20 protein-coding genes are annotated in these 22722 nt (G+C 40.9%); 4 read left to right on the top strand and 16 right to left on the bottom strand.

The annotated features are described in order from the left end of the window. Positions 1-7 precede the first annotated feature (7 nt). From ttcA to ccoN, 11 genes are all read right to left on the bottom strand, one after another. Positions 8-913, bottom strand: a complete 906-nt coding sequence (ttcA, locus tag PHAL_RS0105055; RefSeq protein ID WP_016707339.1) for a tRNA 2-thiocytidine(32) synthetase TtcA — start codon at positions 911-913, stop codon at positions 8-10. Between the two features lie 87 nt (positions 914-1000). Further along, entirely contained in the window at positions 1001-1924 is a 924-nt protein-coding gene (gene uspE / locus PHAL_RS0105050; RefSeq protein ID WP_016707338.1) for a universal stress protein UspE, read from the bottom strand. A 104-nt stretch (positions 1925-2028) separates the two neighbouring features. Beyond that, positions 2029-2763: an FNR family transcription factor gene (locus PHAL_RS0105045; RefSeq protein ID WP_016707337.1), complete on the bottom strand. Its 735-nt coding sequence runs from the start codon at positions 2761-2763 to the stop codon at positions 2029-2031. Between the two features lie 41 nt (positions 2764-2804). After that, positions 2805-3476, bottom strand: coding sequence for a sulfite exporter TauE/SafE family protein (locus PHAL_RS0105040; protein ID WP_029216029.1), 672 nt, complete (start codon positions 3474-3476; stop codon positions 2805-2807). Beyond that, complete coding sequence (ccoS, locus tag PHAL_RS0105035; RefSeq protein ID WP_016707335.1) at positions 3469-3636, bottom strand: cbb3-type cytochrome oxidase assembly protein CcoS; 168 nt, start codon at positions 3634-3636, stop codon at positions 3469-3471. Before ccoS ends, PHAL_RS0105040 begins: the two co-directional genes overlap by 8 nt. Next, entirely contained in the window at positions 3633-6008 is a 2376-nt protein-coding gene (locus tag PHAL_RS0105030) for a heavy metal translocating P-type ATPase (RefSeq protein ID WP_016707334.1), read from the bottom strand. The genes ccoS and PHAL_RS0105030 overlap by 4 nt, the downstream gene beginning before the upstream one ends. Positions 6009-6018: 10 nt before the next feature. After that, positions 6019-6510, bottom strand: coding sequence for a FixH family protein (locus PHAL_RS0105025; RefSeq protein WP_016707333.1), 492 nt, complete (start codon positions 6508-6510; stop codon positions 6019-6021). Positions 6511-6658: 148 nt separating this feature from the next. After that, entirely contained in the window at positions 6659-7624 is a 966-nt protein-coding gene (ccoP, locus tag PHAL_RS0105020) for a cytochrome-c oxidase, cbb3-type subunit III (RefSeq protein ID WP_016707332.1), read from the bottom strand. After that, positions 7621-7806 (bottom strand): cbb3-type cytochrome oxidase subunit 3, encoded by a 186-nt coding sequence (locus PHAL_RS0105015; protein WP_016707331.1) that lies wholly within the window; start codon positions 7804-7806, stop codon positions 7621-7623. Before PHAL_RS0105015 ends, ccoP begins: the two co-directional genes overlap by 4 nt. A 5-nt stretch (positions 7807-7811) precedes the next feature. Continuing rightward, complete coding sequence (gene ccoO / locus PHAL_RS0105010; protein ID WP_016707330.1) at positions 7812-8486, bottom strand: cytochrome-c oxidase, cbb3-type subunit II; 675 nt, start codon at positions 8484-8486, stop codon at positions 7812-7814. Positions 8487-8498: 12 nt separating this feature from the next. After that, a complete protein-coding gene (gene ccoN / locus PHAL_RS0105005) occupies positions 8499-9932 on the bottom strand; it encodes a cytochrome-c oxidase, cbb3-type subunit I (protein WP_016707329.1) in 1434 nt (477 codons plus the stop codon). A 340-nt stretch (positions 9933-10272) separates the two neighbouring features. Here ccoN and PHAL_RS0104995 point away from each other — a divergent pair, with 340 nt between their 5' ends. The 4 genes from PHAL_RS0104995 to PHAL_RS0104980 all read left to right on the top strand — a co-directional run bounded on the left by PHAL_RS0104995 (position 10273) and on the right by PHAL_RS0104980 (position 16093). Then, a complete protein-coding gene (locus tag PHAL_RS0104995) occupies positions 10273-10695 on the top strand; it encodes a hypothetical protein (RefSeq protein WP_016707327.1) in 423 nt (140 codons plus the stop codon). A gap of 721 nt (positions 10696-11416) precedes the next feature. After that, on the top strand, positions 11417-14005 hold the full coding sequence (locus tag PHAL_RS0104990) for a TonB-dependent receptor plug domain-containing protein (RefSeq protein WP_016707326.1): 2589 nt from the start codon (positions 11417-11419) through the stop codon (positions 14003-14005). A gap of 114 nt (positions 14006-14119) precedes the next feature. Then, positions 14120-15475 carry a hypothetical protein gene (locus PHAL_RS0104985; protein ID WP_016707325.1) on the top strand — a complete coding sequence of 452 codons (1356 nt, stop codon included), beginning with the start codon at positions 14120-14122 and terminating at the stop codon, positions 15473-15475. Between the two features lie 69 nt (positions 15476-15544). Beyond that, complete coding sequence (locus PHAL_RS0104980) at positions 15545-16093, top strand: HPP family protein (RefSeq protein WP_029216028.1); 549 nt, start codon at positions 15545-15547, stop codon at positions 16091-16093. A 44-nt stretch (positions 16094-16137) separates the two neighbouring features. On the opposite strand, the gene PHAL_RS0104975 is transcribed toward PHAL_RS0104980, so the two are convergent. The 5 genes from PHAL_RS0104975 to PHAL_RS0104955 are packed head-to-tail and all read right to left on the bottom strand — an operon-like array spanning position 16138 to position 22706. Continuing rightward, positions 16138-16389 carry a hypothetical protein gene (locus tag PHAL_RS0104975; protein ID WP_016707323.1) on the bottom strand — a complete coding sequence of 84 codons (252 nt, stop codon included), beginning with the start codon at positions 16387-16389 and terminating at the stop codon, positions 16138-16140. 17 nt (positions 16390-16406) lie between these two features. Continuing rightward, entirely contained in the window at positions 16407-17243 is an 837-nt protein-coding gene (locus PHAL_RS0104970; RefSeq protein ID WP_016707322.1) for a peptidoglycan binding protein CsiV, read from the bottom strand. After that, positions 17243-20716 carry a transcription-repair coupling factor gene (gene mfd / locus PHAL_RS0104965; protein ID WP_016707321.1) on the bottom strand — a complete coding sequence of 1158 codons (3474 nt, stop codon included), beginning with the start codon at positions 20714-20716 and terminating at the stop codon, positions 17243-17245. Before mfd ends, PHAL_RS0104970 begins: the two co-directional genes overlap by 1 nt. A gap of 44 nt (positions 20717-20760) precedes the next feature. Then, entirely contained in the window at positions 20761-21654 is an 894-nt protein-coding gene (locus PHAL_RS0104960) for a carbon-nitrogen hydrolase (protein ID WP_016707320.1), read from the bottom strand. Then, the gene (locus tag PHAL_RS0104955; protein ID WP_016707319.1) at positions 21651-22706 is read right to left on the bottom strand and encodes an agmatine deiminase family protein; all 1056 of its coding nucleotides are present in this window, start codon (positions 22704-22706) and stop codon (positions 21651-21653) included. Before PHAL_RS0104955 ends, PHAL_RS0104960 begins: the two co-directional genes overlap by 4 nt. Positions 22707-22722 lie beyond the last annotated feature (16 nt).

The raw sequence follows: 22722 nt of genomic DNA, 5'->3' as shown, positions 1-22722 counted from the left end.
AAACTTGTTAACTTAAATTAATAGTCACTACATCAGCAACGTCTTCATTGCTATTGATAGGTTGCTTTGGAATGTCAGGTTTATCCATGGCAATATCACCACCGTCGATCACTTCACCAGTTGTTAAGTTAGCAAAGTCGAATAATTGATTATCGGCTAAATGTGATGGCACTACATTTTGCATCGCGGTGAAAATGCTTTCAATACGACCTGGGTGTTCTTTATTCCACTGCGCAAGCATTGCTTTGGTATGTTTACGCTGTAAATTTTCCTGCGAGCCACATAAGTTACAGGGAATAATAGGGTAAGCTTGATGAATGGCATATTTTTCAATATCGGTTTCTTTACAGTACGCTAATGGGCGAATAACCATATGCTCACCATTATCACTCATTAGTTTAGCAGGCATACTTTTTAGTTTACCGCCATAAAACATGTTTAAGAATAGCGTTTCAATCATATCGTCACGATGATGACCCAATGCAATTTTTGTCGCACCTAGCTCTTTAGCAGTACGGTATAAAATACCACGGCGTAAGCGAGAGCATAGCGAGCATGTTGTTTTTCCTTCGGGAATAATGTCTGTCACTATACTGTAGGTATCTTCTTCGACAATTTTGTATTCAATACCCAGGGTATCTAAATACTCAGGCAATACATGCTCAGGGAAGCCTGGTTGTTTTTGATCTAAATTAACAGCAAAGAGGGAAAACTTTATAGGTGCAACACGTTGCAAATGCTGCAGCATATCTAATAGAGTGTAACTGTCTTTGCCTCCTGACAAGCACACCATGATACGGTCGCCTTCTTCAATCATGTTGAAGTCCATAACGGCTTGACCAGTTAGACGACGTAAGCGCTTTTGTAACTTATTGAAGTTATATTGAGCTTTGGCTTGAACAGAATGCGACATTACGCCCCCTTGAAATACTATGCGTAAAATAAAGGGGCGTATTATATGCTGAAAGTGGCAATGCTCAAAACTTATTTATTGGCTAATTTATTTTGCCAATGGAGAAACATAACCATCGGGTTTGAGCGCCAATACATCGCAATCTAGGCTGTCAATTACATGCTCTGCGGTATTGCCAACTAAAGCCGCACTTAAGCCTGTGCGACCAACAGTGCCAATAACAACTAGCTCGCTGTTTAGCCGCTTAGCAACATCTGGGATCACATCTTCGGGTAAACCTTCTTCAATAACACAGTGTTGCTGACTAATTTGATGTTTAGCTGCTAATGCTTGGGTTGATTCTATATGGTGTTTCTTAACCGATTCATTGTAGACGCTGGGATTAAATTCTGGAATTTCAATAGCGATATTCACAGGTGTAGCAGGGTAGGCGTTGACGAGATTTAAACTGGCGTTAGCAAGCTCGCATAGAAATTGTGCATCTTTAATAATACGGTGATTTAAATCAAGGTGCTGTTGGTTTTCACTGACGGCATTTACTGCGGCTAAAATATTTCCTTGTGCAGGCCATGCTTGCTCTTTGACGAGTAATACTGGTGCTGGGCATTTACGAATTAAATGCCAGTCAGTTGGCGTAAAAATAACGGACTTTAAAGTGTCGTGCTGGTGGGTGCCTTTAACAACCAAATCAAATTGTTCATTGATAACAGTATCTATGATCGCTTCATATGCGCGGTTATGCCACACAACTCGGCTACAGATTTTAACCTCTGGATACTGTGTTAAAATTTCATCTAACCATAATTGGCGATCTTTTACGACGGCGTTACGCATTGCTTCGCGTTCATCGGACGAGAGCATGGTGGTCATTTCATATGAGAAATCATAAATACTCATAAAGGCAGTGATACTTGCACCTGATTTTTTAGCAAGTTCAATAGAACGAGATAAACCATGCTGCGAGTCAGCGGTTGGATCGATAATAGCGAGGATCTGTTTGATAGTGTTCATAAGCTGCTCCTTTAACTACATTCTATGTCTACATAATACTTACAGTGTAACGCATTTCATGAGTAGTTAAAGTAACAGCGAAGCATATGTTACGCTAGATCAATTTATTTGGGGTGAATTGCCGCTGCTGCAGATAAACCTTCACTATCTAAAATAGTTATAAATTTACCTTCTACTTTGATCAGCTCAGCTTTTTGAAAACGGCTTAATAAGCGGCTAATTGTTTCAACCGTTAAGCCAAGGTAATTGCCAATTTCACCACGGGTCATGGTAAAGCGAAATTCCTTACGCGAAAAGCCACGCTCACCAAACCGATTTGATAAATTATGAATGAAGCTTGCTAAACGCTCTTCAGCCGATTTTTTATTGAGTGCTAAAAACATTTCTTGATCATAGTTAATCTCACTGCTCATCAAACGCATTATTTGTTGGCGTAATTTCGGCAATTTACCAGACAGTTCATCTAAGGTATCAAATGGAATTTCACATACCATCGAGGTTTCAAGTGCTTGTGAAAAACTTTGATGAGTCATTTTATTTATTGCATCAAAGCCAATTAAGTCACCCGCTAGGTGAAAGCCGGTGATTTGTTCATCACCTTGCTCAGAGAGAGTATATGATTTAAATGAACCAGAACGAACTGCAAAAATAGCATTTAATGGGGCACCCGACTCAAATAGAAAGTCACCTTTATGAAGCGGTTTTTTACGCTCGATGATTTCATCCAGTTTATCCATTTCTTGACCATTAAGGGTAAAAGGCAAGCATAATTGGCTAATACTGCAGTCATTACAGCTGATAGTACAATTGTTTTTGGTTTTGTTATGAGATAAATCCATTAGTTCAGTCCGTAAAATGTTGTCACATCAATTTGTTAAGATTAATGCACCAGCTTGTCAGTTGCAATGATAAGTAAATAAATACCATACCAGATCAGTATGCTGCCAAGTGCTATTCGTGCCCAAGGGTGATTTAATAGTTTATGGAGCACTTGTGCTCCCATTCCCATACTTAACATGGCAGGAAAAGTGCCTAGAGCAAAAAATAGCATGACTAAAGCGCCATCATAAGCGTTGCTACTGGACATTGCCCAAGTTAATGCTGAATACACTAAACCACAGGGTAACCACCCCCATAAAGCACCATACGCCATTGCTTTAGGTAATGAGTTAATCGGCATTATAAAGCGGTTAAGTTTAATTAAATGCTGCCATATTAGTGTTTTACCTAATGATTCAAGCCATTGTAAGCTTGCGCCTAAGCGCATGATATATAAGCCAACTAAGATCATAAATAGGCCGCTTAACAAGGCTAACGTTAACGCCAGCAAATGGTTTTGCGTGGCGAAATGGCTGCTGATCCCAGCAACGAGCGCACCTGCAAACATATAGCTGCCAGCGCGGCCAATATTATACGCAATCGAGTATTGTAATGGCCGGCTTTTATCGGTTGCTAATTGTAAAGAGCTGGCAATACCGCCGCACATCGCAATGCAGTGGCCACTGCCAATTAACCCCATAATGAATGCGCTGACGAATAACGGATCAATCATTACTTTTTTTGTGTTGCTCTTTGTCGTCTTCAAACAAAATACTATGACCTTGCTTGTTTAAATCAGAAAACTGTTCTCCACGAACAGCCCAAAAGAATACCCCGATTGCAATCAATACAAACAATATCGCGATGGGGATTAGAATATAAATGATACTCATAACTTTAATAACCTCAGTGAGTTACTGATCACAATAATGGAGCTTGCAGACATGCCGATAACGGCCATCCATGGGGCAACAAGTCCTAACGCTGCAAGCGGTAAGATAGAGCCATTATAGAACAACGACAACGCTAAGTTTTGCTTTATAATGCGGCGCGTTTTTTTCGATACCGTTATTAAATGGTCAATTGCGGCTAAATCACTGTTGAGTAATACCACATCGGCAGTATTTTTGGAAATATCAGCACCTGTCTCCATCGCAATAGATAAATGTGCACTGTTGAAAACCGGGCTATCGTTAACGCCATCACCAACCATGGCAACAATTTCACCTTCACGAGACCAGCGCTGTACTTCGCTTTGTTTATCCTCTGGTAAACAGCTTATTTTATAGCTATCAAGCGCAAGCTTTTTAGCAATTTGTTGCCCTGCGTTTGACGCATCGCCAGTTAACATATGGCAGCTTAAGCCTTGCTGCTGTAAAGAGCGGATCAACTGTGCGGCATTGCTTTTTACTTCATCAACAAAATAAAAGTTAGCAACCGGCTGTTGATCAATATAAAACGTGGCTTGAGCATTACTTTTCTTGCTGTTGAACCAGCCGCTTTTGCCCACCGCATAATGGTGGGTGTCATCACTACCAGTGATGCCAAGGCCCGGGTGGATGGTTATATTCGTTAAATGGCGTTGATTCGGTGTAAACTCAGTGAATGCGCTAGCTATCGGGTGCTCTGAGTAACTCTCCAGTTGCGCAGCTAAGGTTAAAATTTGTTTTTTTGACAAGGTGTCTGCTAATAAATCCACCGCATCAAGGGTAAAACGCCCCTGTGTCAAAGTGCCTGTTTTATCAAAGGCAACGCGGGTTAGTTGTGGCAAAGTCTCAAGTACATGAGATTGCTTAATGAGTATGCCTTTGCGGGTTAAGGTTGCCACCGCGCAGGTTAACGCCGTTGGGATAGCTAAGCTTAATGCGCAAGGGCAGGTTGCTACAAGTACCGCTATGGTGATCCAAAAAGCATGCTCAGGGTCAACTTGATACCAGCCAATTGCAGTAATAGATGCAAATACCAGCAAGCAGGCAACAAACCATTGCGCAACTTTGTCGGTAATCTCTACTAATTTAGGACGGGTAGCCAGTGCACCGTGCTGTAGTTTTATTATTTGATTTAAAAGTGTATTTTGGCCAATCTTGTTGATGCGAATTTCAATCACACCGTCATGGTTCACAGTACCTGCAAACACTTGATGTTCGATGTATTTGTTAACGGGTAAATGCTCGCCAGTCATCATTGATTCGTCTACCGTTGTATTGCCTGAACAGACAATGCCATCAGCTGGAATGGTTTCACCCGCTTTGATCAAGACTCGGTCATCAAGTTTTAACTTTTTAGCCGCAATAATATGCTCTTGGCCATTTTCATCCACTTTACGTGCCGTAAGCGGTAATAACTTTTGTAAGTTTGCAGTAAATTCGCTGGCTTTAAGCCGTGCACGAAACTCTAAATATTTACCCAGTAGAAGTAAAAAGGTAAACATACAAATTGATTCAAAATAGACTTCGCCTACGGCCATTATTGTGGCATAGCTGCTGGCTGCATATGCCCCAAAGATAGCCAATGACACCGGTAAATCCATGTTGAGCTGTTTAGCTTTGAGTCCATTTATAGCATTTGTTAAGAAAGGCATTGCGCTGTATAAAATAACAGGGGAGGCGAGTATTAGGCTGATCCAGCGAAAATACTGCTCAAAGTTTTCTTCCATGCCAGAAAACATTCCAAAGTACATGGCAAACGCGAACATCATTACTTGCATGGTCATTAAGCCTGCCACGCCGAGTCTACGTATGTAGGCTTTTGCAACGAGTTGTTTTTGGCTTGCTTCTAGATCGGCTTGGAAAGGGTATGCTTTATAACCTATTTCTAGCAATGCTTTGATTATATCACTCAGCGGTAAAGCATTTTTATGCCACTGAATCATGGCGCGATTGGTCGAAGTGTTTACGTCTACTCGTTTTACAGCGGCCATATTCAGCAGCTGCTTTTCAATTAGCCACGCACACGCAGCACAGGTGATACCTTCGACGGTCAGTAATACTTCACTGATATCGCCATTTTGACTTATAAATTCATCTTGAATATCTTCATTATCATAACTTTTGATCAGTTCAAGTTGTTCCGGGACTAGTTGTTCAACTTTACCCGCAGTGACTGTTCTAAATTTATAATAATCGGTCATGCCTTGAGCGACAATTGTCTCGGCAACGGTTTGACAGCCAATGCAACACATAGGCTCTGCACTACCGTCTATAACAACCGTAGCGCTAAAACCTGCGGGTACACTTTCAAGGCAGTGAAAGCAGTTATTGGACATGATAGGGTGACTACTTATACTCAGGGCTTACGGCAATACTTTGCTCACTTGGCAAAGTGATGTTTTCTTTTAGTTTCCAGCTACCATCAGTTGGCTCAATAAAAACTGTATAAGTGCCGTTGATATAGGGCTCAACAATAGCGGTAAATTCACCATTGGCATTTGGCGTCAAATGCGTACTAAAGTCATGATCTTCAATTGTACGATGATAAAATGACAGCTTTAATGAGTGGATATTGCTAGTGTCGCCTTTATTAAACTTAAAGCTAATTTTATCCGCTTCTACTTTTAATTCACCGTGTAAATAAAGCGCTTTGGCTTTATCGAATTTACTTAATTCTAAGTTAATCGCTTTGCCTTTTTTATAGTAATCATCCACGACCATATCAGGGCCATTACCGATTGCTGTAATGAATAGAGAAATACAACCAACGATGGCAACTAGCGGAAAAAAGATTAAAAACCAAGGCCAGAAATTTTTATACCACGGAGTAGGAGTCATAAATACGCTTAATTTGTTTTCGGTGCAGACATTTTATAGGATTTAAATTGAAAAGACTAAAAAAAAGCCTCCAGATGGAGGCTTTTTTGATCTTAATTAATCTATTGAATTAAAAGATTAAACTATAAACATTTAATTAACGTTTTGCTTATTTATCTTGCGATAAACTATACACATACGCTGTTAATAGGTGGACTTTTTCTTCACCTAAAATGTCTTTCCATGCAGGCATTACACCAGCACGGCCGTTTACAATAGTTTCTTCAACAGCACGTTGAGAACCACCATATAGCCAGATATTATCCGTTAAATCTGGTGCGCCAAACGGTAGGTTATGTGCTACAGAACCTTTACCATCCGCACCATGACACGCTGCACACATTGCAAACTTAGCTGCACCGGCTGCGGCGTCTTTTTGGTTAACAGTCCGCCCAGATAAGCTTAATACGTGAGCGGTCATTTCTTTCACACCTTGCTCACCTAATGCAGCACCCCAAGGTGGCATCGCAGCAATACGACCGTGTAATAACGTTTCTTTGATTTTGTCTGGTGTGCCGCCATATAACCAATCTTTATCAGTTAGGTTAGGGAAGCCTTGACCACCACGTGCATCTGAGCCATGGCACTGTGAACAGTTTTGCGCAAATAAACGCTGCCCAATTTCCAGTGCTTTTTCATCATTTGCAAGTGTTTCGATATCTTGCTCAGCAAAAGCCGAAAAAATTGGACCAAAACGTTCGTCGGCAGCGCGATATTCAGCATCCAGTTTTACAAAGCGACCTTCTGCGTGTGCATCTTCAACAGCTTGTTTAGATTCTGCAAGAGATGTAATACCTTGGTTAGAACTGGTCCACTTACCAAGACCTTCCCAGTTACCTAAACCTGGGTATGCCGCTAAGTAGTAAACTGACCATGCGAATGTTGCAAAGAACATGTAGGTCCACCACTTTGGCAGTGGGTTGTTTAGTTCTTCAATACCATCAAATTCATGCCCACAGCTTTCACCTTCTTCAACGCCTGCGTAGTTTTTTAAGTTCCAAACTAGCAAACCAAACAAAATGATAAGACATGATAGGGTTAATACAATAACCCATATACTCCAAAAGCTAGTCATTTCTCAGACCCCTTTTCCTCGTTAGAGATTGTCTTGTTATGCTTCTCTTCATCTTCAAAGATGGCATTTGCAGCGTCTTTAAAACGTGTTTTACTACGCTTACTGTACGCCCACACAACAATGACAATAAATAGTACTAAAATTACCAGAGTTAAAATGCCTCTGTATGTTCCGTAATCCATAATTATTACTTCAAGTGTGTGCCAAGTTGTTGCAAGTAGGCGATAAGAGCTTGCATTTCTGTTGCTCCTTTACCATCGTTCATTGCGTCAACTTTGGCAACATCAGCGATTAGTTCTTCATCACTACCGTAACCTAATCCCGGATGTGCCGGGTTTTGCGGGTTGATGGCGAATGTATCACGGAAAATTTTAAGTTTTTTCAGAGTCAGGCTAGTATCAACGCGATTCTCTGCTAACCAAGGAAAGCCTGGCATATTTGACTCAGGAACCACTGCACGTGGGTCAACTAAGTGAGCATAATGCCAGTCGTCCGAGTAACGTTTACCAACACGAGCTAGGTCAGGACCAGTACGTTTAGAACCCCATTGGAATGGGTGATCCCATACTGACTCACCAGCGACTGAATAGTGGCCATAACGTTCAACTTCGTCACGGAATGGGCGGATCATCTGTGAGTGACAGTTATAACATCCTTCACGTACATAGATGTCGCGGCCTTCCATTTCAAGTGCATTAAGTGGACGTAAGCCATCTACAGGCTTTGTTGTATCGTCTTGGAACATTAGTGGAGTGATCTCTACTAGGGCACCAAAACTGATAGCAAAAACCGTCAAGATAGCCATTAGGCCAATATTCTTTTCGACTATTTCGTGTTTGTTTTGTGAATTTTTATTGCTCATCATCTCACTCCGTTATGCTAACTGTGCTTGCGCGTCTAACTTCAACGAATCATTTTTCGCAGAAATTGTACGGTACACGTTATAAGCCATAACGAGCATACCAGCGACAATGAATACACCACCTAAGAAGCGCATAACATAGAAAGGATGAGATGCTTGTAGCGACTGTACAAAGCTATACATTAATGTACCGTCAGCGTTCACTGCACGCCACATTAGGCCTTGCATAACACCTGAGATCCACATTGCAACAATATAAAGTACAACACCTACGGTATGTAACCAGAAGTGTGTATTAACAAGTTTCACGCTGTACATACGACCTTGCGAGAATAACGCAGGAATAAGGTGATAAATCGCGCCGATAGAAATCATCGCAACCCAACCTAGTGCACCAGAGTGAACGTGTCCCACTGTCCAATCAGTGTAGTGAGAGAGGGCATTTACAGATTTGATTGCCATCATCGGACCTTCGAAGGTAGACATACCATAGAAAGATAATGACACTACTAAGAAACGCAATACTGGATCAGTACGTAACTTGTGCCATGCGCCTGATAGCGTCATGATACCGTTGATCATACCGCCCCATGAAGGAACAAATAAGATAATAGACATAACCATGCCTAAACTTTGTGTCCAGTCAGGAAGTGCAGTGTAGTGTAAGTGGTGAGGACCGGCCCAAATATAAAGAGAAACCAATGCCCAAAAGTGAACCACTGATAAACGGTATGAATAAACCGGACGGCCTGCTTGTTTTGGTACAAAGTAATACATCATACCTAAGAAGCCTGCTGTTAATAAGAAACCTACAGCGTTATGTCCATACCACCACTGCACCATTGCATCTACCGCACCCGCGTAAATAGAATATGATTTAGTAAGTGAAACTGGAACAGCCATGCTATTAACAATGTGTAGTACAGCTACTGTAATAATAAAGCCCGCATAGAACCAATTTGCTACATAAATATGTGATACTTTACGTTTTGCAATTGTACCCATGAATACGACTGCGTAGGTAACCCATACCACCGCAATTAGTATATCGATTGGCCACTCAAGCTCTGCGTATTCTTTTGAGCTGGTAATACCTAAAGGCAGTGTGATAACCGCAAGTACGATAACTAATTGCCAGCCCCAAAATGTAAAGGCTGCTAATTTATCTGAGAGAAGGCGCGTTTGGCAGGTACGTTGTACGACGTAATACGACGTAGCAAAAAGTGCACTTGTACCAAATGCGAAAATAACTGCGTTCGTGTGTAACGGACGAAGTCGAGAGTAAGTTAACCATGGTGTATCAAAGTTAAGTGCTGGCCAAGCTAATTGGGCAGCAATCAGAACCCCAATACTCATGCCAACGATGCCCCAAATCACTGTCATAATAGCGAATTGGCGTACAACCTTATAGTTGTACTCAGTTTGTGATGCTACTGTTTGGCTCATTTTCTGGCTTCCGCTGCAATTTATGCGTTTAGAAATGAATTACCCACTTATAAAAAGTGGGGCCTACTATTATTCACAAGTATGTTATCAAAAACCCTCAAAGCCTTGACTGCTTCAGAAAACAAACTCGAGAAACCCTTATATTTGCAGGGAAATGATAAATTTTTTGACCTAAAAAAGATAGGTCAATTGCATAAAATTATGACATCAATCAATTTTTCTCACGCAGTTGGCTATTTTTGACACACTTTCTTATACATTTGCGTATTAATTCTGCGCAATGGTTGTATTTTAACGGTACGCTGATTAGTATCCGCTGTTATTTTCCTCAAGGAATGCTATGCCAATTAAATTGTTAATTGTGTTTTTAAGTGTACTAAAGTTATTAATAGCATGTGATTCGCAAACAATAAGTATAGAAGAGCAAAGCCAAGCCGCAAGCTGTGAAAGTAACCAATTATGCCATTATAAGGATCAGGTAAAGGTTTGGTTACCAGAACCAAATATAACACCAGAAACACCTTTTGAAATTCACTTGTCAGTACCGAATGGTTTTACAGTGCACAGTGCGAAGCTCGAGGGCGTAATAATGTATATGGGCTTTATTCCCGTTTTATTTGAATCTCGTGAGGATATATTAGTAGCGAATACCATGGTTGGTATATGTGCTGAGCGAAACATGACGTGGAAATTAGTGCTAGTGCTTAAAGATCAACAAGAACACGCTGAGCCTATATTTTATTACTTTGATGTGATTTATTGACCTGAGCCTTAACTGCCATTTTATCGTAACAGGTTGATTATTCTGTAACGCGACCTGCGCCATACCACTGTTAACTAAGCATGCTTGTAGACTTTAAGTGCAGAGAATTGTCTGTTGTGCTCCTTAAGTTCTATTCTTCACAATATCTTACTCGTTTTTACTGTAATAAAAGTAACCTTTCTTTCCTTTATACTCATACCAATCCAAGTATCTTCAAGCAGCTCTCCTCTTGCGCATTAGGCAACTTTATTTATATGTGAAGCTGTAATGAATAGTATTAAATCTACATGTAAAGATATAAATGAGGCAAGCAATCGCTTAAATACGCAAAGTTTCTGCATAAGTATGGTTAGCATTTCTTACTCAGTTTTACAGTTATACTAAAATGATGTGATTAAGTTGTGAAATTTTCTGATTTAGGTATTTACTCCCTTTAATTACATATGATTACAAACTTAATCAGTTTGGTTGCATACATGGTTTAAATGTTTTATATTTACTCTATCTTGTTGAATGTAAAAAGTATTAAGTAATTAACAATGAAACATTCATTAACTTTTGTACCTTGTTGAGGTTTGTTTAAAATGGCTGTGGTATTTATTCTCCATCCATTCAGTTTTCGTTCAGTTAAATCCACCTAAGTTGCCCTCCGTTGACTCGTGATTCTAATAATAACGAGCACTACCTGAGCAAGGTATTTTTCCAACAAGTAGGGTTTCACATGAAAAAATCAATTCTTGGTTTAGCTGTTATTTCAGCAATTCCTATGTTCTCAACAAGTGTTATAGCTGCAGACGAAGCAGCACAATCAATCGAAAAAATCCAAGTAACGGGTTCTCGTATCAAACGCACAGACATGGAAACGTCAAGCCCAGTAACTTTGATCGGTGCAGATGAAATTCAAGCTATGGGTGCAAGTAGCATCGATAGTGTATTACAAAAAATGACGGCAGCTAGTGGTGCTATGACTAACCCCGCTGTTAACAATGGATCTGGGGGGAATGCTCGCGTTGACCTTCGTGGTCTAGGTGCACAACGTACATTAGTATTAGTAAATGGTCGTCGTATGATCAACTCAGGTACTGGTGCAGCGTCTACAGTTGATTTAAACACTATCCCTGTATCAATGATCAAGCAAGTTGAAGTACTTAAAGATGGTGCATCTGCTGTTTATGGTACTGACGCGGTTGCTGGTGTTGTAAATATCATTTTAAAAGATGATTTTGAAGGCCTTGATATGAACCTTAATGGTGCTATCACTGGTGAAGGTGATGCAGATGAAACATCATTTGACATTACAATGGGTTCTAGCTTTGACCGTGGTAACGTAGTTATTGGTCTTCAGTACACTGACCGCGGTGAAGCTTCTCAGGGTGATCGTGATTTTTCATCATGCCCGATAGAAGAAGATTTTGATAATGCTAGTTTCTATTGCGGCGGCTCACCTTACAGTCCAAATGGGCGAGTATGGGGTGAAACTGCTGACTTACAAGGTCAAGCTGACGGTGGCTGGCATGACTATGTAGCTGAGAATGATGCATACAATTTTGCACCAGACAGTTACTTGTATACACCAATGCGTCGCTTAAATTTAACAGGTATCGGCCATTTTGAGTTAACAGATGACACGCGTTTATTTTCTGAATTCACATATTCTAAGCGTTGGTCTACACAACAAATGGCGCCGCAACCTGTATGGTTTGATTTTACCTATGATCAAGCAAGCATGGGAGATTCACTAATATCTCACGGTGTTGCAGATGGTGAAGCTATCTCGTATGGTCGTCGTATGTCGGATATTGGTCCTCGTGGTTACGAGCAAGTAGTTGATACTGTTCGAACTGTTGTAGGCCTAGAAGGTGACTTAGATAATGGTTGGGGCTGGGATACTTCTGTTGTATTCGGTCGTAATGATGCCGTTGACCGTGCAACAAACCTTTTAAATATGGGCTCAATCCAAGATGCAATTGGTGCAGGTACATTCAACCCATTAGATCAAGCTGATTGGACTGCTGAGAATTTAGCACCATACAATTACACAGAAAATAACTCTGGTGGTAGCCAATTAGTTGTTGTGTCTGCAGGTCTTAACGGCGAAGTGATGGAGCTTCCAGCAGGTTATGTTGGTTTTGCTGCTGGTGTTGAACATCGTGAAGAAAAAGCATGGTATGTACCAGACTCATTAACTTCACAAGGTCTTGCAAATGATCCGCGTGTTGAGCCTACAGGCGGTCGTTTTGACGTGAACGAAGCTTATCTTGAATTAGCTATTCCATTAGTTGCAGATACAGCTTTTGCTGATAACATTGATTTAAGTGCTGCAGTACGTGCATTTGATTACAGCACATTTGGTTCAGATGAAACATGGAAGCTTGGTTTAACTTGGCGTGTAAACGATGAGTTGATGCTTCGTGCGGTACGTTCAACTGCGTTCCGTGCTCCAACTGTGTCTGAATTATACCAAGGTAAATCACCTTCATTTGAAAATGTGAAATTCCCAGGTGCTCAAGACCAAGCTGAAGTGACTGTTGGTGGTAATGATCAGTTAACACCTGAACTGGCTGATACAGTGACTGCTGGTTTTGTATATGCTCCTTCTTGGTTTGATGGCTTCTCTATGACTGTTGATTACTATGATATTCAGATTGAGAACTCTATCTCTAGTGTAAATAACCAATATATTGTTGATAGCTGTCTTGATGCTGCAACAGGTAATTACGCAAATACTGGTACTGCTTTATGTCAGTCTGCAAACATTAACTTTAATCAGAGTACGGGTCGAATCAGCTTCAACAACCAATTACAAAACATTGGTGCTGAACAAACTAAAGGTTATGACCTTAACTTCACATATGCATTTGATGCAGCTGGTCTTGCATGGCGTACCGGCCTAGATGTAACAATACTTGATGAATATATTGTTGATACAGGTACTAACTCAATTGATTACACTGGGGTAATTACATCAGGTATCGGTAGTTATGCTGATCTGAAAACTAACTTTACATTGAATGTAGCTGGTGATAACTGGGATGCACGTTATCAAGCGCGTTATATCAGCGGATTAGACAGTTACTCTTGCTTAGCTGCAGATAGTGAATGTTTAGTTCCAGATGTTGGTACTGTTATTTATCATGATGTGAGTGGTTCTTATTTGATCAATGATACAGTTTCATTATCTGCAGGTGTTAACAACTTATTTGATAAGCAAGCACCTTATTACTCAGGTAATAATGATTCAAATACCGACCCGTACACGTACGATGTATTAGGTCGTCGTTTCTTTGCTGGTGTGAATGTTAAATTCTAATCAGTAACTGACTTTGATTCTTTCTAAGGCCTAGTTTTTACTAGGCCTTTTTTATTGAACAAACACAGGTGTAACAGTAAACTAAACGTATCTAAATTTTTTTAGGAGAGTTGATTGTTAAAACAGGATGAAAACTTATCCTTTATTATCGAACCAGAACTGAGTCCGCGCTCTGAACAGCGTATTGACTTGTACTTTTCTATCCCTAATGAAATGGGGATCAACCCACAAACGCTCACTGAAGAAGCGTATTTTAATAATCACTTTAAATCGCACTTAGCCTATAACGCCAATAATATCCATTTACCTTTAGTGCGTAGTCGCTTTGTCAGTAAAAATAAAGGCGAACAGCAAGATTACCGGCAAAATCTTAACCTCTATTGCTATCAAGTGCGCTTAGCAATTGATACAGATATTAAAGATACATTAAAGATTAAAGAGCTTGATGAATTCTATCAGCGGGCCATTGAGTTGTGTGAGTTAAGCCAGGGCTTACTAAAAAAATTAAGACGTTATACCCCTGATGACGAGAAGCTGATTTCGTTTTACACCAATGCTGACAATTATTTAAGCTGGCATATTGAGCAGTCATTTTTAAAGTTGCTTGATGAAGGACCACGCAGTAGTGATTACGCCAAAGAGCGCACTGAGCTGATGAATTTTTGTAAAGCTGAGCAAGACTATCGCCATGAACAACAATATAACTCAGAATCGACGTTGCTTGATGCTAATCGACTTACTAATAAAATGCGCTTATTACAGCGTTTGATTGAGCATGGGGTGGTGTTGAACCGGAGTACTCGTCACCTTAACAGCTATTTAAAACGACTCGTTAAAGGCACTGTTACCGCAATCATAATGGCATTTGTGATGGTGGTTGTACTGAATGCCCGGATCTCGTTTACTGAAGTGACAGCTACCTTAGTGATTATTTTAGGTGCCATTTATGGTATGCGGGAAATTTTTAAAGAAGATATTACCCGAGTAATTTGGCGAGCAATAGTAAAAGGACGGCCCAAATGGCGATTTCAATTTCGTAATAGCGTAACTAAAGACAAAATAGCCACACAATATATATGGCTTGAATATACCCGTTTTAGGCATATTCCTGAGGATGTTAGAAAGATATTTTCAAAGCGGCGCCAGCAAAATAAACAAGCGGCGCAGTGGTTGCATTTTGCCAGTGAGATTCGGGTGAGCGCTAAAGAGTTTTTACCTGGCTATGATAGTTTGCAACAGAATTTACAGTTCAGTTTAGCTGCATTTACGCGTAACTTAAAAAAGGGTGAAGGTAAGCTATATCATATTGATAATAATAAGATATCTAAACAAAGTGTAGAGCGTAGATACCAATTGAATGTGGTGGTTTCTTATCAAAGTGCTCAGGAGATAAAATACCAACGTTATAAGATCACTTTAAACAGAAGTAAAATAGTTAACATTGAGCTTATTTATAGCGAAATGGAATAAATAATTTAGTCTATTTTCAATCGCTATCAGGTATTATCACCCTCTTTATTCTGCCTTAATGGGAGTACAATGCGTCTGCTTATCTCTAGAATGACAGCAACAAGCCAATGCCCGCCACGTAAACCGATGAGTAAAATTCTATGGTCATTACTTGGCTCTTTCTTGGGGATTTACTTAGTGGCTATGATTGGTAAAAGCTTACAGTTTGACCCACTAAGTAACTTATATTTAATTGGCTCTTTAGGGGCTACTGCAGTGCTTATTTATGGTGCGCCATTGGCTGAGTTTTCTCAACCACGCAATTTGATTGGTGGCCATTTTTTTAGTGCTCTGGTAGGAGTAACCGTTGCCAAATTTTTAGGCAGCGATTTAATGTTGGCCAGTGCGCTTGCAGTGTCAGTATCAATAGCAGTGATGCATTTAACCCGTACATTGCACCCGCCAGGCGGGGCAACAGCATTGATTGCTGTGATCGGTGGTGAGTCGATACAGAAACTTGGGTATTTCTATGTAATAAGTCCTGTGTTATCAGGAGCTGCAATTATGTTATTGGTGGGGTTATTAGTTAATAATTTATCACGCAATCCTAAACGCCATTACCCAGTATACTGGTGGTAGATTTTATAAAACCAGATGGAGATATGTTCCATCTGGTTTGATTTTTACTTCTCTAAACCGTTTTTGCTGTATAAAGATACTTTATCAGACACTAGCGTAATTTCGATGTTTTTACTCTCATTACCCCATGTGCAGTTTGTATGTAGGGTTTTTTCTACACAACTATCTGCACTCCCTAAGATGGCTTCAACTTCGGTTTTATCCATACCTATTTCGATCTTTTCGTAATTTTCTAAACTTACTTTTGAGCAGGCTGCAAGGCTCAATGCTGCCGCGATAATGAAAAACTTTTTCATTGATTATCTTCCTTTATTTAGTGTTTAAATTTTCTAATTTGCACGATCATCCCCATTTTAGGATGATCAAAATAATGTATCTCGCCACTTATTACCCGCTTAAATTGTGAAAATCGAGCATGCTGAATGTCACCATTAGGTAGGCTTTCATTAACATCAAAACTAGCGTTAATAAATAAGTAATGGCGCAGGTAAATATTAAAGATACCATCTAACTCCCATTGATCAGCCGCTTGTTCAATTTCGGGGACAATGGGTTGATTCGAGCTCACTAAACTAATGAAGTCATTATTTGAATATTGTGATGTAGAGGCAACGACTGGGGCGCGTAATAATTTACCAGCAAATAGTTTGATATGCTCAGAGCGAGACTGACTTGCTCCAGCGAAACGCCAACCAGTATGCAGTAAAGGCCTCAGACCTTTGCGTATCAATTCTTGTTGTTGTGACTTAAATTGTAGCTGCTCTGGGGCAAGTAAGTAGGTTTGCTCCATATCGTCTTTAGCTGGCGCTAATGGACTTATTGGTAAGCTTGAGTAACTGTGTAAATAATCAATACTGTCATCACATAAGTTAGAGTGACTGGCACCAATTACTGAGTCGGTTAATGACTGTGAATTAAAACGGCTGTCACCATTTATACAGTCTTGTTTTGCTTGCTCGCTATAAAGTGGTGTCAGTAAATCAAGGCTACGCTTGGCCCTGATTGGATCTTGCTCCAAACTAAAATCTTCTTGCAGATAAGGGGCAGGGCGTTGTTTGAAAATGAGTACTTCAACTTCAAACCAACGCTCAGCAAATGCTGCACTGCTGAATACGCAGCACAGTAGGATCAGAGATTTTTTAAGCAACATTAATGGCTAACCTTTTTTTCGAAATCTGCAATCATTGCAGTGACCATTTTTAAGCGTTCACGGGCATTTGCCTCATTGATCGCAAAGCGCAACTTATTTGCACCATCCATTTTGTACACCTTAGGCGCACTTTGTATCAAACCTATAATGAAGCTAGGGTTAACCTTAGTATGTTGGCTAAACTCGAAATAGCCACCCTTAGGATTCGCTTCAATTTTCTTAATTCCTAATTCACTGGCTTTGAGTTTGAGCTGCTGCAAACTAAACAAGTTTTTCGTGGCATCGGGCAATAAACCAAAGCGATCGATCAGTTCAACTTGTAATTCATCCATATCATCAATATTAGCGCAGCTGGCAACTCGTTTGTAAATTCCTAATCGCGCATTAACATCATGAATATAGTCATCAGGTAATAAAGCTGCGAGTTTTAAATCGACTTCACTTTGTTGATGGAGTAAGTTTTCAAGGGTTGGCTCTTTACCTTCACGTAGGGCTTTCACCGCTTGCTCTAGCATTTCCATGTATAAACTAAAGCCGATGGTTTGCATTTGTCCGGATTGGTCATCGCCTAATAGTTCACCAGCACCACGAATTTCTAAATCATGGGTCGCAAGCGCAAAACCTGCGCCCAAATCTTCGAGAGACTCTATCGCTTCAAGGCGTTTTACAGCATCTTTGGACAGTGCTTTTGGATTACCCGTTAATAAATAGGCGTAGGCTTGATGGTGGCTACGGCCAACACGACCGCGCAGCTGATGTAATTGCGCTAAACCCAGTTTATCGGCTCTATCCATAATAATGGTATTAGCTGTTGGGATATCAATACCCGTTTCGATGATCGTAGTACACACTAATACATTATATTTTTGGTGATAAAATTCACTCATCAATTGCTCTAAATCTCGTTCGCGCATTTGTCCATGCGCAGAGGCAACGCTTGCTTCTGGCACCCACTCGCTAATTTCTTCAGCGACACGATCAATAGTTTCAACATTGTTATGTAAAAAGTAGACTTGGCCGCCGCGTTTAATTTCACGCAGCACCGCTTCTCTTATTAAATCAGCATCGCGTTGGCGAACAAATGTTTTTACTGCCAAACGTTTCGCAGGTGGGGTGGCGATGATTGATAAGTCACGCATACCACTCATGGCCATGTTTAAAGTCCGTGGGATAGGTGTTGCCGTTAGCGTTAAAATATCAACATCGGCACGCAATGATTTGATTTTTTCTTTTTGACGAACCCCAAAACGGTGCTCTTCGTCGACTATTAATAAGCCTAAGTCTTTGAAAATAATATCTTGCTGAATAAGCTTATGGGTACCAATGACAATGTCTAGGGTACCTTTGGCCATTTTTTCTAAGGTGTCTTTTTGCTCTTTTGGCGAATTAAAGCGAGACAGTACACCTACTTCAATGGGTAAATCAGCAAAGCGGTCTTTAAAGTTTTCATAGTGTTGTTGTGCAAGTAATGTGGTTGGAACTAATACCGCAACTTGCTTGTTATCGTTCACTGCAACAAATGCGGCGCGCATGGCAACTTCTGTTTTACCAAAACCAACATCACCACAGACTAGTCGGTCCATAGCGTGTTTACTTTGCATATCGCCTAACACAGCCTCGATGGCATTGCGTTGATCGTCAGTTTCTTCAAACGGAAAACTATCACTAAATACCCGATAAGCTGCGCCATCAAGCTTAAAGGCATTACCTGGTTTTGCTTGTCGCTTAGCATAAATGTCGAGTAATTCAGCTGCCACATCACGGACTTTCTCAGCTGCGCGTTTTTTCGCTTTTTCCCATGCATCTGAGCCCAGTTTATGTAGTGGGGCACTGGCTTCTTCCCCTCCAGAATAACGACTTAACATATGCAGTGCTGATACCGGCACATACAGTTTTGCATCATTAGCATAGGTGATAGTAACAAATTCGGTGATCAAACCTGCTGCATCAATCGTCTGTAGCCCCTGATAGCGGCCTACGCCGTGATCAAGGTGAACAATAGGTTGGCCTACTTTAAGCTCTGCAAGATTACGAATTAACGCATCTTGGCTGGCTTCGTATTTATGTTTACGACGACGGCGCTGCGATACTTTAATTCCGAGTAACTCTTGCTCTGTAATAATTGATAATACAGGCTTAGTGCCTAGCACCACACTTTGTTCTAATGGGCTGACAATCAGCCCTACATCGCTACTACTATTAACAAACTCGTCGAATGATAAAAACTCTTTAAATTTTAGACCACTGGGTTTAAGTATGGCGAGTAAAGATTCCCTGCGACCGTCTGATTCAACCGACAGTAAAATACGGCCTTTTTGTTTTTTTTGCGCGGCAACATAATTGATAAACGCTTGATACGGTTCATGCAGTTTATGATCAATGCGCACAGCCGGTAATTCACTGGTAGTGAGATTTTTATTTCCCGCCTTAGTAGGCAGCTTTGCTTGCGAAAGGCGAATGCGGGCAAAGTTGCCTAAATTGGCAAACAATTCATTGATCGGTTGATATAAGGCAACCGGTTCAAGTAAAGGTCTGAGGGGATCGACGCGGCGATTTTCATAACGTACATTCACATCATGCCAAAAGTGATCGGCTGCATTTTCTAAATCACCTAACTGCATCACGGTGGTGTGCGCTGGTAGGTAATCAAAGATAGTGGCAAGTTGCTCGAAAAACAGCGGCATGTAATATTCAATGCCCGCCGGCCAATTGCCTTTGGTTACTTGCATATACACAGAATCTTGGGATGAGCTGGCGCCAAACTTTTCGCGATAGTTGATCCTAAAGCGCTCAATGTCCGCTTCATTGGTCGGAAACTCATGGGCAGGTAATAACTCAATTTTTTCGACTTTTTCATCAGAGCGCTGACTTTCAACATCAAATAAGCGAATGGTGTCAAGTTCATCATCAAGAAAATCAAGTCTAAATGGATGCGGGCTGCCCATCGGGTATAAATCAACAATTGAACCGCGAATGGCGTACTCACCATGCTCCATCACTTGTTGTACATGTAAGTAACCGGCTTGCTCTAAGTTATTACGCAGCTGGTGCGTATCCAGAATATCGCCGACTTTAAAATTAATGGTGGAGCCATAAATAAACGAAGCAGGGGCTGTTCGCAACATCAAGGTTGAAACCGGCACAATTAATACACTTTGTTGTTCTTTTTTTAGCGTATTTAAGGTGGCTAAACGTGATGAAATAATATCTTGATGAGGTGAAAAGTGGTCATAGGGCAGCGTTTCCCAATCGGGAAAAATCATGACCGGATGATCAGGAAGTAAGCATTCTAATTCGGTTTCTAAGCGCAGTGCACTAGGGGTATCAGGGGTGACAATCAGCACTAAGCCATCTTGTTGTTTGACACCTTGGGCAATGGCGATACTTAACCCACTGCCTGTCAGTTGCCCCCATTGAATTTTATCTTTTTGAGATTTTACCCAAGGCAAGGCTGCCCATTGCGCAAACGCCATTTACTACTCCTTTAATGCGCCTCAATTGAGGCGCTAATTTATTCTTAATCGCGATATATTTTGGTTAGATCTTGGTAATGATCAATACGACGGTCGCGTAGGTATGGCCAAATTCGTCTAACATTTTCAGAGCGTTTTTGATCAAGTTCAACCACTAACAGTTGCTCATCGGTGTTATTGGCTTCAGCTAACAGTTCACCTTGAGGACCGGCAATAAATGAATTACCCCAAAATTGAATACCGTCACTTTGCCCACTTGGATCACTTTCATGACCAACACGGTTACAACTAATCACTGGCACACCATTGGCAACCGCGTGTGCACGTTGCGAAATGACCCAGGCATCTTTTTGACGCGTTTGCTCTGCGTTATCGTCACGGGGATCCCAGCCAATTGCTGTTGGGTAAATTAATAATTCAGCACCGGCCATTGCCATTAGGCGTGCAGCTTCGGGAAACCATTGATCCCAACATACTAGTACACCAAGCTTGCCAACAGAGGTTTGAATCGGCTGAAAGCCTAAATCACCCGGTGTGAAGTAAAATTTTTCATAAAAACCAGGATCGTCAGGAATATGCATTTTGCGGTATTTGCCTGCAATGGTACCGTCTTTTTCAAGCACAACCGCAGTATTGTGATAAAGACCGGTAGCACGTTTTTCAAATAGTGAGGCAACAATCACAATCCCCAGCTCTTTTGCTAACTCAGCGAGTGTATTACTGCTTGGACCTGGGATGGTTTCAGCTAAATCAAAGACATCTACGTCTTCGGTTTGACAAAAGTACAGGCTGCGATGTAATTCTTGTAACACCACCAGTTGTGCACCTTGGTTTGCCGCATCGCGAATACCGGCGATTGATTTAGCCATGTTTTGTTCGGCATTATCACTGTTACTTTGTTGCACTAGGGCAACGGTTAAATTTGCAGGGCTGCTCATATTGATGCTCCAGCTAAAAATCCACGGGGTAATTGCATAGTAATGCAGTGTAAACTACCAAATTGATGAATAATTGGTAAGCAGTTAACGCCTATTATTTGATGATCAGGGTAAGCTGCCTGAATTTGCGCAAGTGCTAAGTTATCATTCTCATCCGCATAGGTAGGAACTAAAACAGCACCGTTAATAATTAAATAATTAGCATAAGTGGCAGGCAATCTATCACCTTCATCGTTAAAAACGGCTTTTGGCCACGGTAAATCGATTAACGTATAAGGCGCACCAACAGTCGTTTTAAAGCCTTGTAGCTGTTTTTCCATTGCAGCAAGGGCTGTAAAATGCTCATCACTTTCATCATCACATTTTACATACACTAAGGTATCATTGGGTGCAAAGCGCACTAAAGTATCGATGTGGCTGTCAGTATCGTCACCGGCTAAATAACCGTGATCAACCCACAAAAAGTCGCTAGCGCCTAGTTGATCACGCAGGCACTGCTCAATGTCTTGCTGGGTTAGAGTCGGATTGCGATTTGGGTTAAGTAAACATTCACTGGTGGTTAACAATACCCCGTGTTGATCAATCTCAACGCCACCGCCTTCCAAAACTAGATCAAGCGCTTGGTATTGATTAGCCGCAGCAGCAAGCTGCTTTACTAGAGTCGCATTTATTTTGTTGTCTAAATCACTGGTAAATTTATTACCCCAGCCATTAAAGGTGCAATCAACAATTTTTAGCTGCTTGCTGTCTTCTAATGCAGCGCAGGTAAGCGGACCGTGATCCCGTGCCCAAGTATCATTACACGGTGTTACGACAAAATGTACACGACTTAAATCAACATTATTGTTGCTTAGCAACTGGCTAATATGTATTTTTAAGGCTTCATCATGCGCGATGATAACTAGCTGCTCAACACGACTGATGTGTTGGCATAGCTGCACGTATACTGGTTCTACAGCGGTTAAATTGTCGCACCAGTCAGTGGCTTGGTGTGGCCACGTGAGCATAACGGCGTCTTGCTCGGCCCATTCGGGTAAAAGTCTAAAGTTCATGAATTTAATAAACAAA

The organism is Pseudoalteromonas haloplanktis ATCC 14393, from assembly GCF_000238355.1.
GTDB classification, from domain to species: domain Bacteria; phylum Pseudomonadota; class Gammaproteobacteria; order Enterobacterales; family Alteromonadaceae; genus Pseudoalteromonas; species Pseudoalteromonas haloplanktis.
The sequence above is the reverse complement of the archived record's forward strand: the minus strand, read 5'-3'. Positions and strand labels throughout refer to the sequence as shown.

Coding starts and splice junctions, on each gene's coding strand:
- ttcA (WP_016707339.1), bottom strand. CDS start 913: ATGTCGCATTCTGTTCAAGCCAAAGCTCAATATAACTTCAATAAGTTA.
- uspE (WP_016707338.1), bottom strand. CDS start 1,924: ATGAACACTATCAAACAGATCCTCGCTATTATCGATCCAACCGCTGAC.
- PHAL_RS0105045 (WP_016707337.1), bottom strand. CDS start 2,763: ATGGATTTATCTCATAACAAAACCAAAAACAATTGTACTATCAGCTGT.
- PHAL_RS0105040 (WP_029216029.1), bottom strand. CDS start 3,476: ATGATTGATCCGTTATTCGTCAGCGCATTCATTATGGGGTTAATTGGC.
- ccoS (WP_016707335.1), bottom strand. CDS start 3,636: ATGAGTATCATTTATATTCTAATCCCCATCGCGATATTGTTTGTATTG.
- PHAL_RS0105030 (WP_016707334.1), bottom strand. CDS start 6,008: ATGTCCAATAACTGCTTTCACTGCCTTGAAAGTGTACCCGCAGGTTTT.
- PHAL_RS0105025 (WP_016707333.1), bottom strand. CDS start 6,510: ATGACTCCTACTCCGTGGTATAAAAATTTCTGGCCTTGGTTTTTAATC.
- ccoP (WP_016707332.1), bottom strand. CDS start 7,624: ATGACTAGCTTTTGGAGTATATGGGTTATTGTATTAACCCTATCATGT.
- PHAL_RS0105015 (WP_016707331.1), bottom strand. CDS start 7,806: ATGGATTACGGAACATACAGAGGCATTTTAACTCTGGTAATTTTAGTA.
- ccoO (WP_016707330.1), bottom strand. CDS start 8,486: ATGAGCAATAAAAATTCACAAAACAAACACGAAATAGTCGAAAAGAAT.
- ccoN (WP_016707329.1), bottom strand. CDS start 9,932: ATGAGCCAAACAGTAGCATCACAAACTGAGTACAACTATAAGGTTGTA.
- PHAL_RS0104995 (WP_016707327.1), top strand. CDS start 10,273: ATGCCAATTAAATTGTTAATTGTGTTTTTAAGTGTACTAAAGTTATTA.
- PHAL_RS0104990 (WP_016707326.1), top strand. CDS start 11,417: ATGAAAAAATCAATTCTTGGTTTAGCTGTTATTTCAGCAATTCCTATG.
- PHAL_RS0104980 (WP_029216028.1), top strand. CDS start 15,545: ATGCGTCTGCTTATCTCTAGAATGACAGCAACAAGCCAATGCCCGCCA.
- PHAL_RS0104975 (WP_016707323.1), bottom strand. CDS start 16,389: ATGAAAAAGTTTTTCATTATCGCGGCAGCATTGAGCCTTGCAGCCTGC.
- PHAL_RS0104970 (WP_016707322.1), bottom strand. CDS start 17,243: ATGTTGCTTAAAAAATCTCTGATCCTACTGTGCTGCGTATTCAGCAGT.
- mfd (WP_016707321.1), bottom strand. CDS start 20,716: ATGGCGTTTGCGCAATGGGCAGCCTTGCCTTGGGTAAAATCTCAAAAA.
- PHAL_RS0104960 (WP_016707320.1), bottom strand. CDS start 21,654: ATGAGCAGCCCTGCAAATTTAACCGTTGCCCTAGTGCAACAAAGTAAC.
- PHAL_RS0104955 (WP_016707319.1), bottom strand. CDS start 22,706: ATGAACTTTAGACTTTTACCCGAATGGGCCGAGCAAGACGCCGTTATG.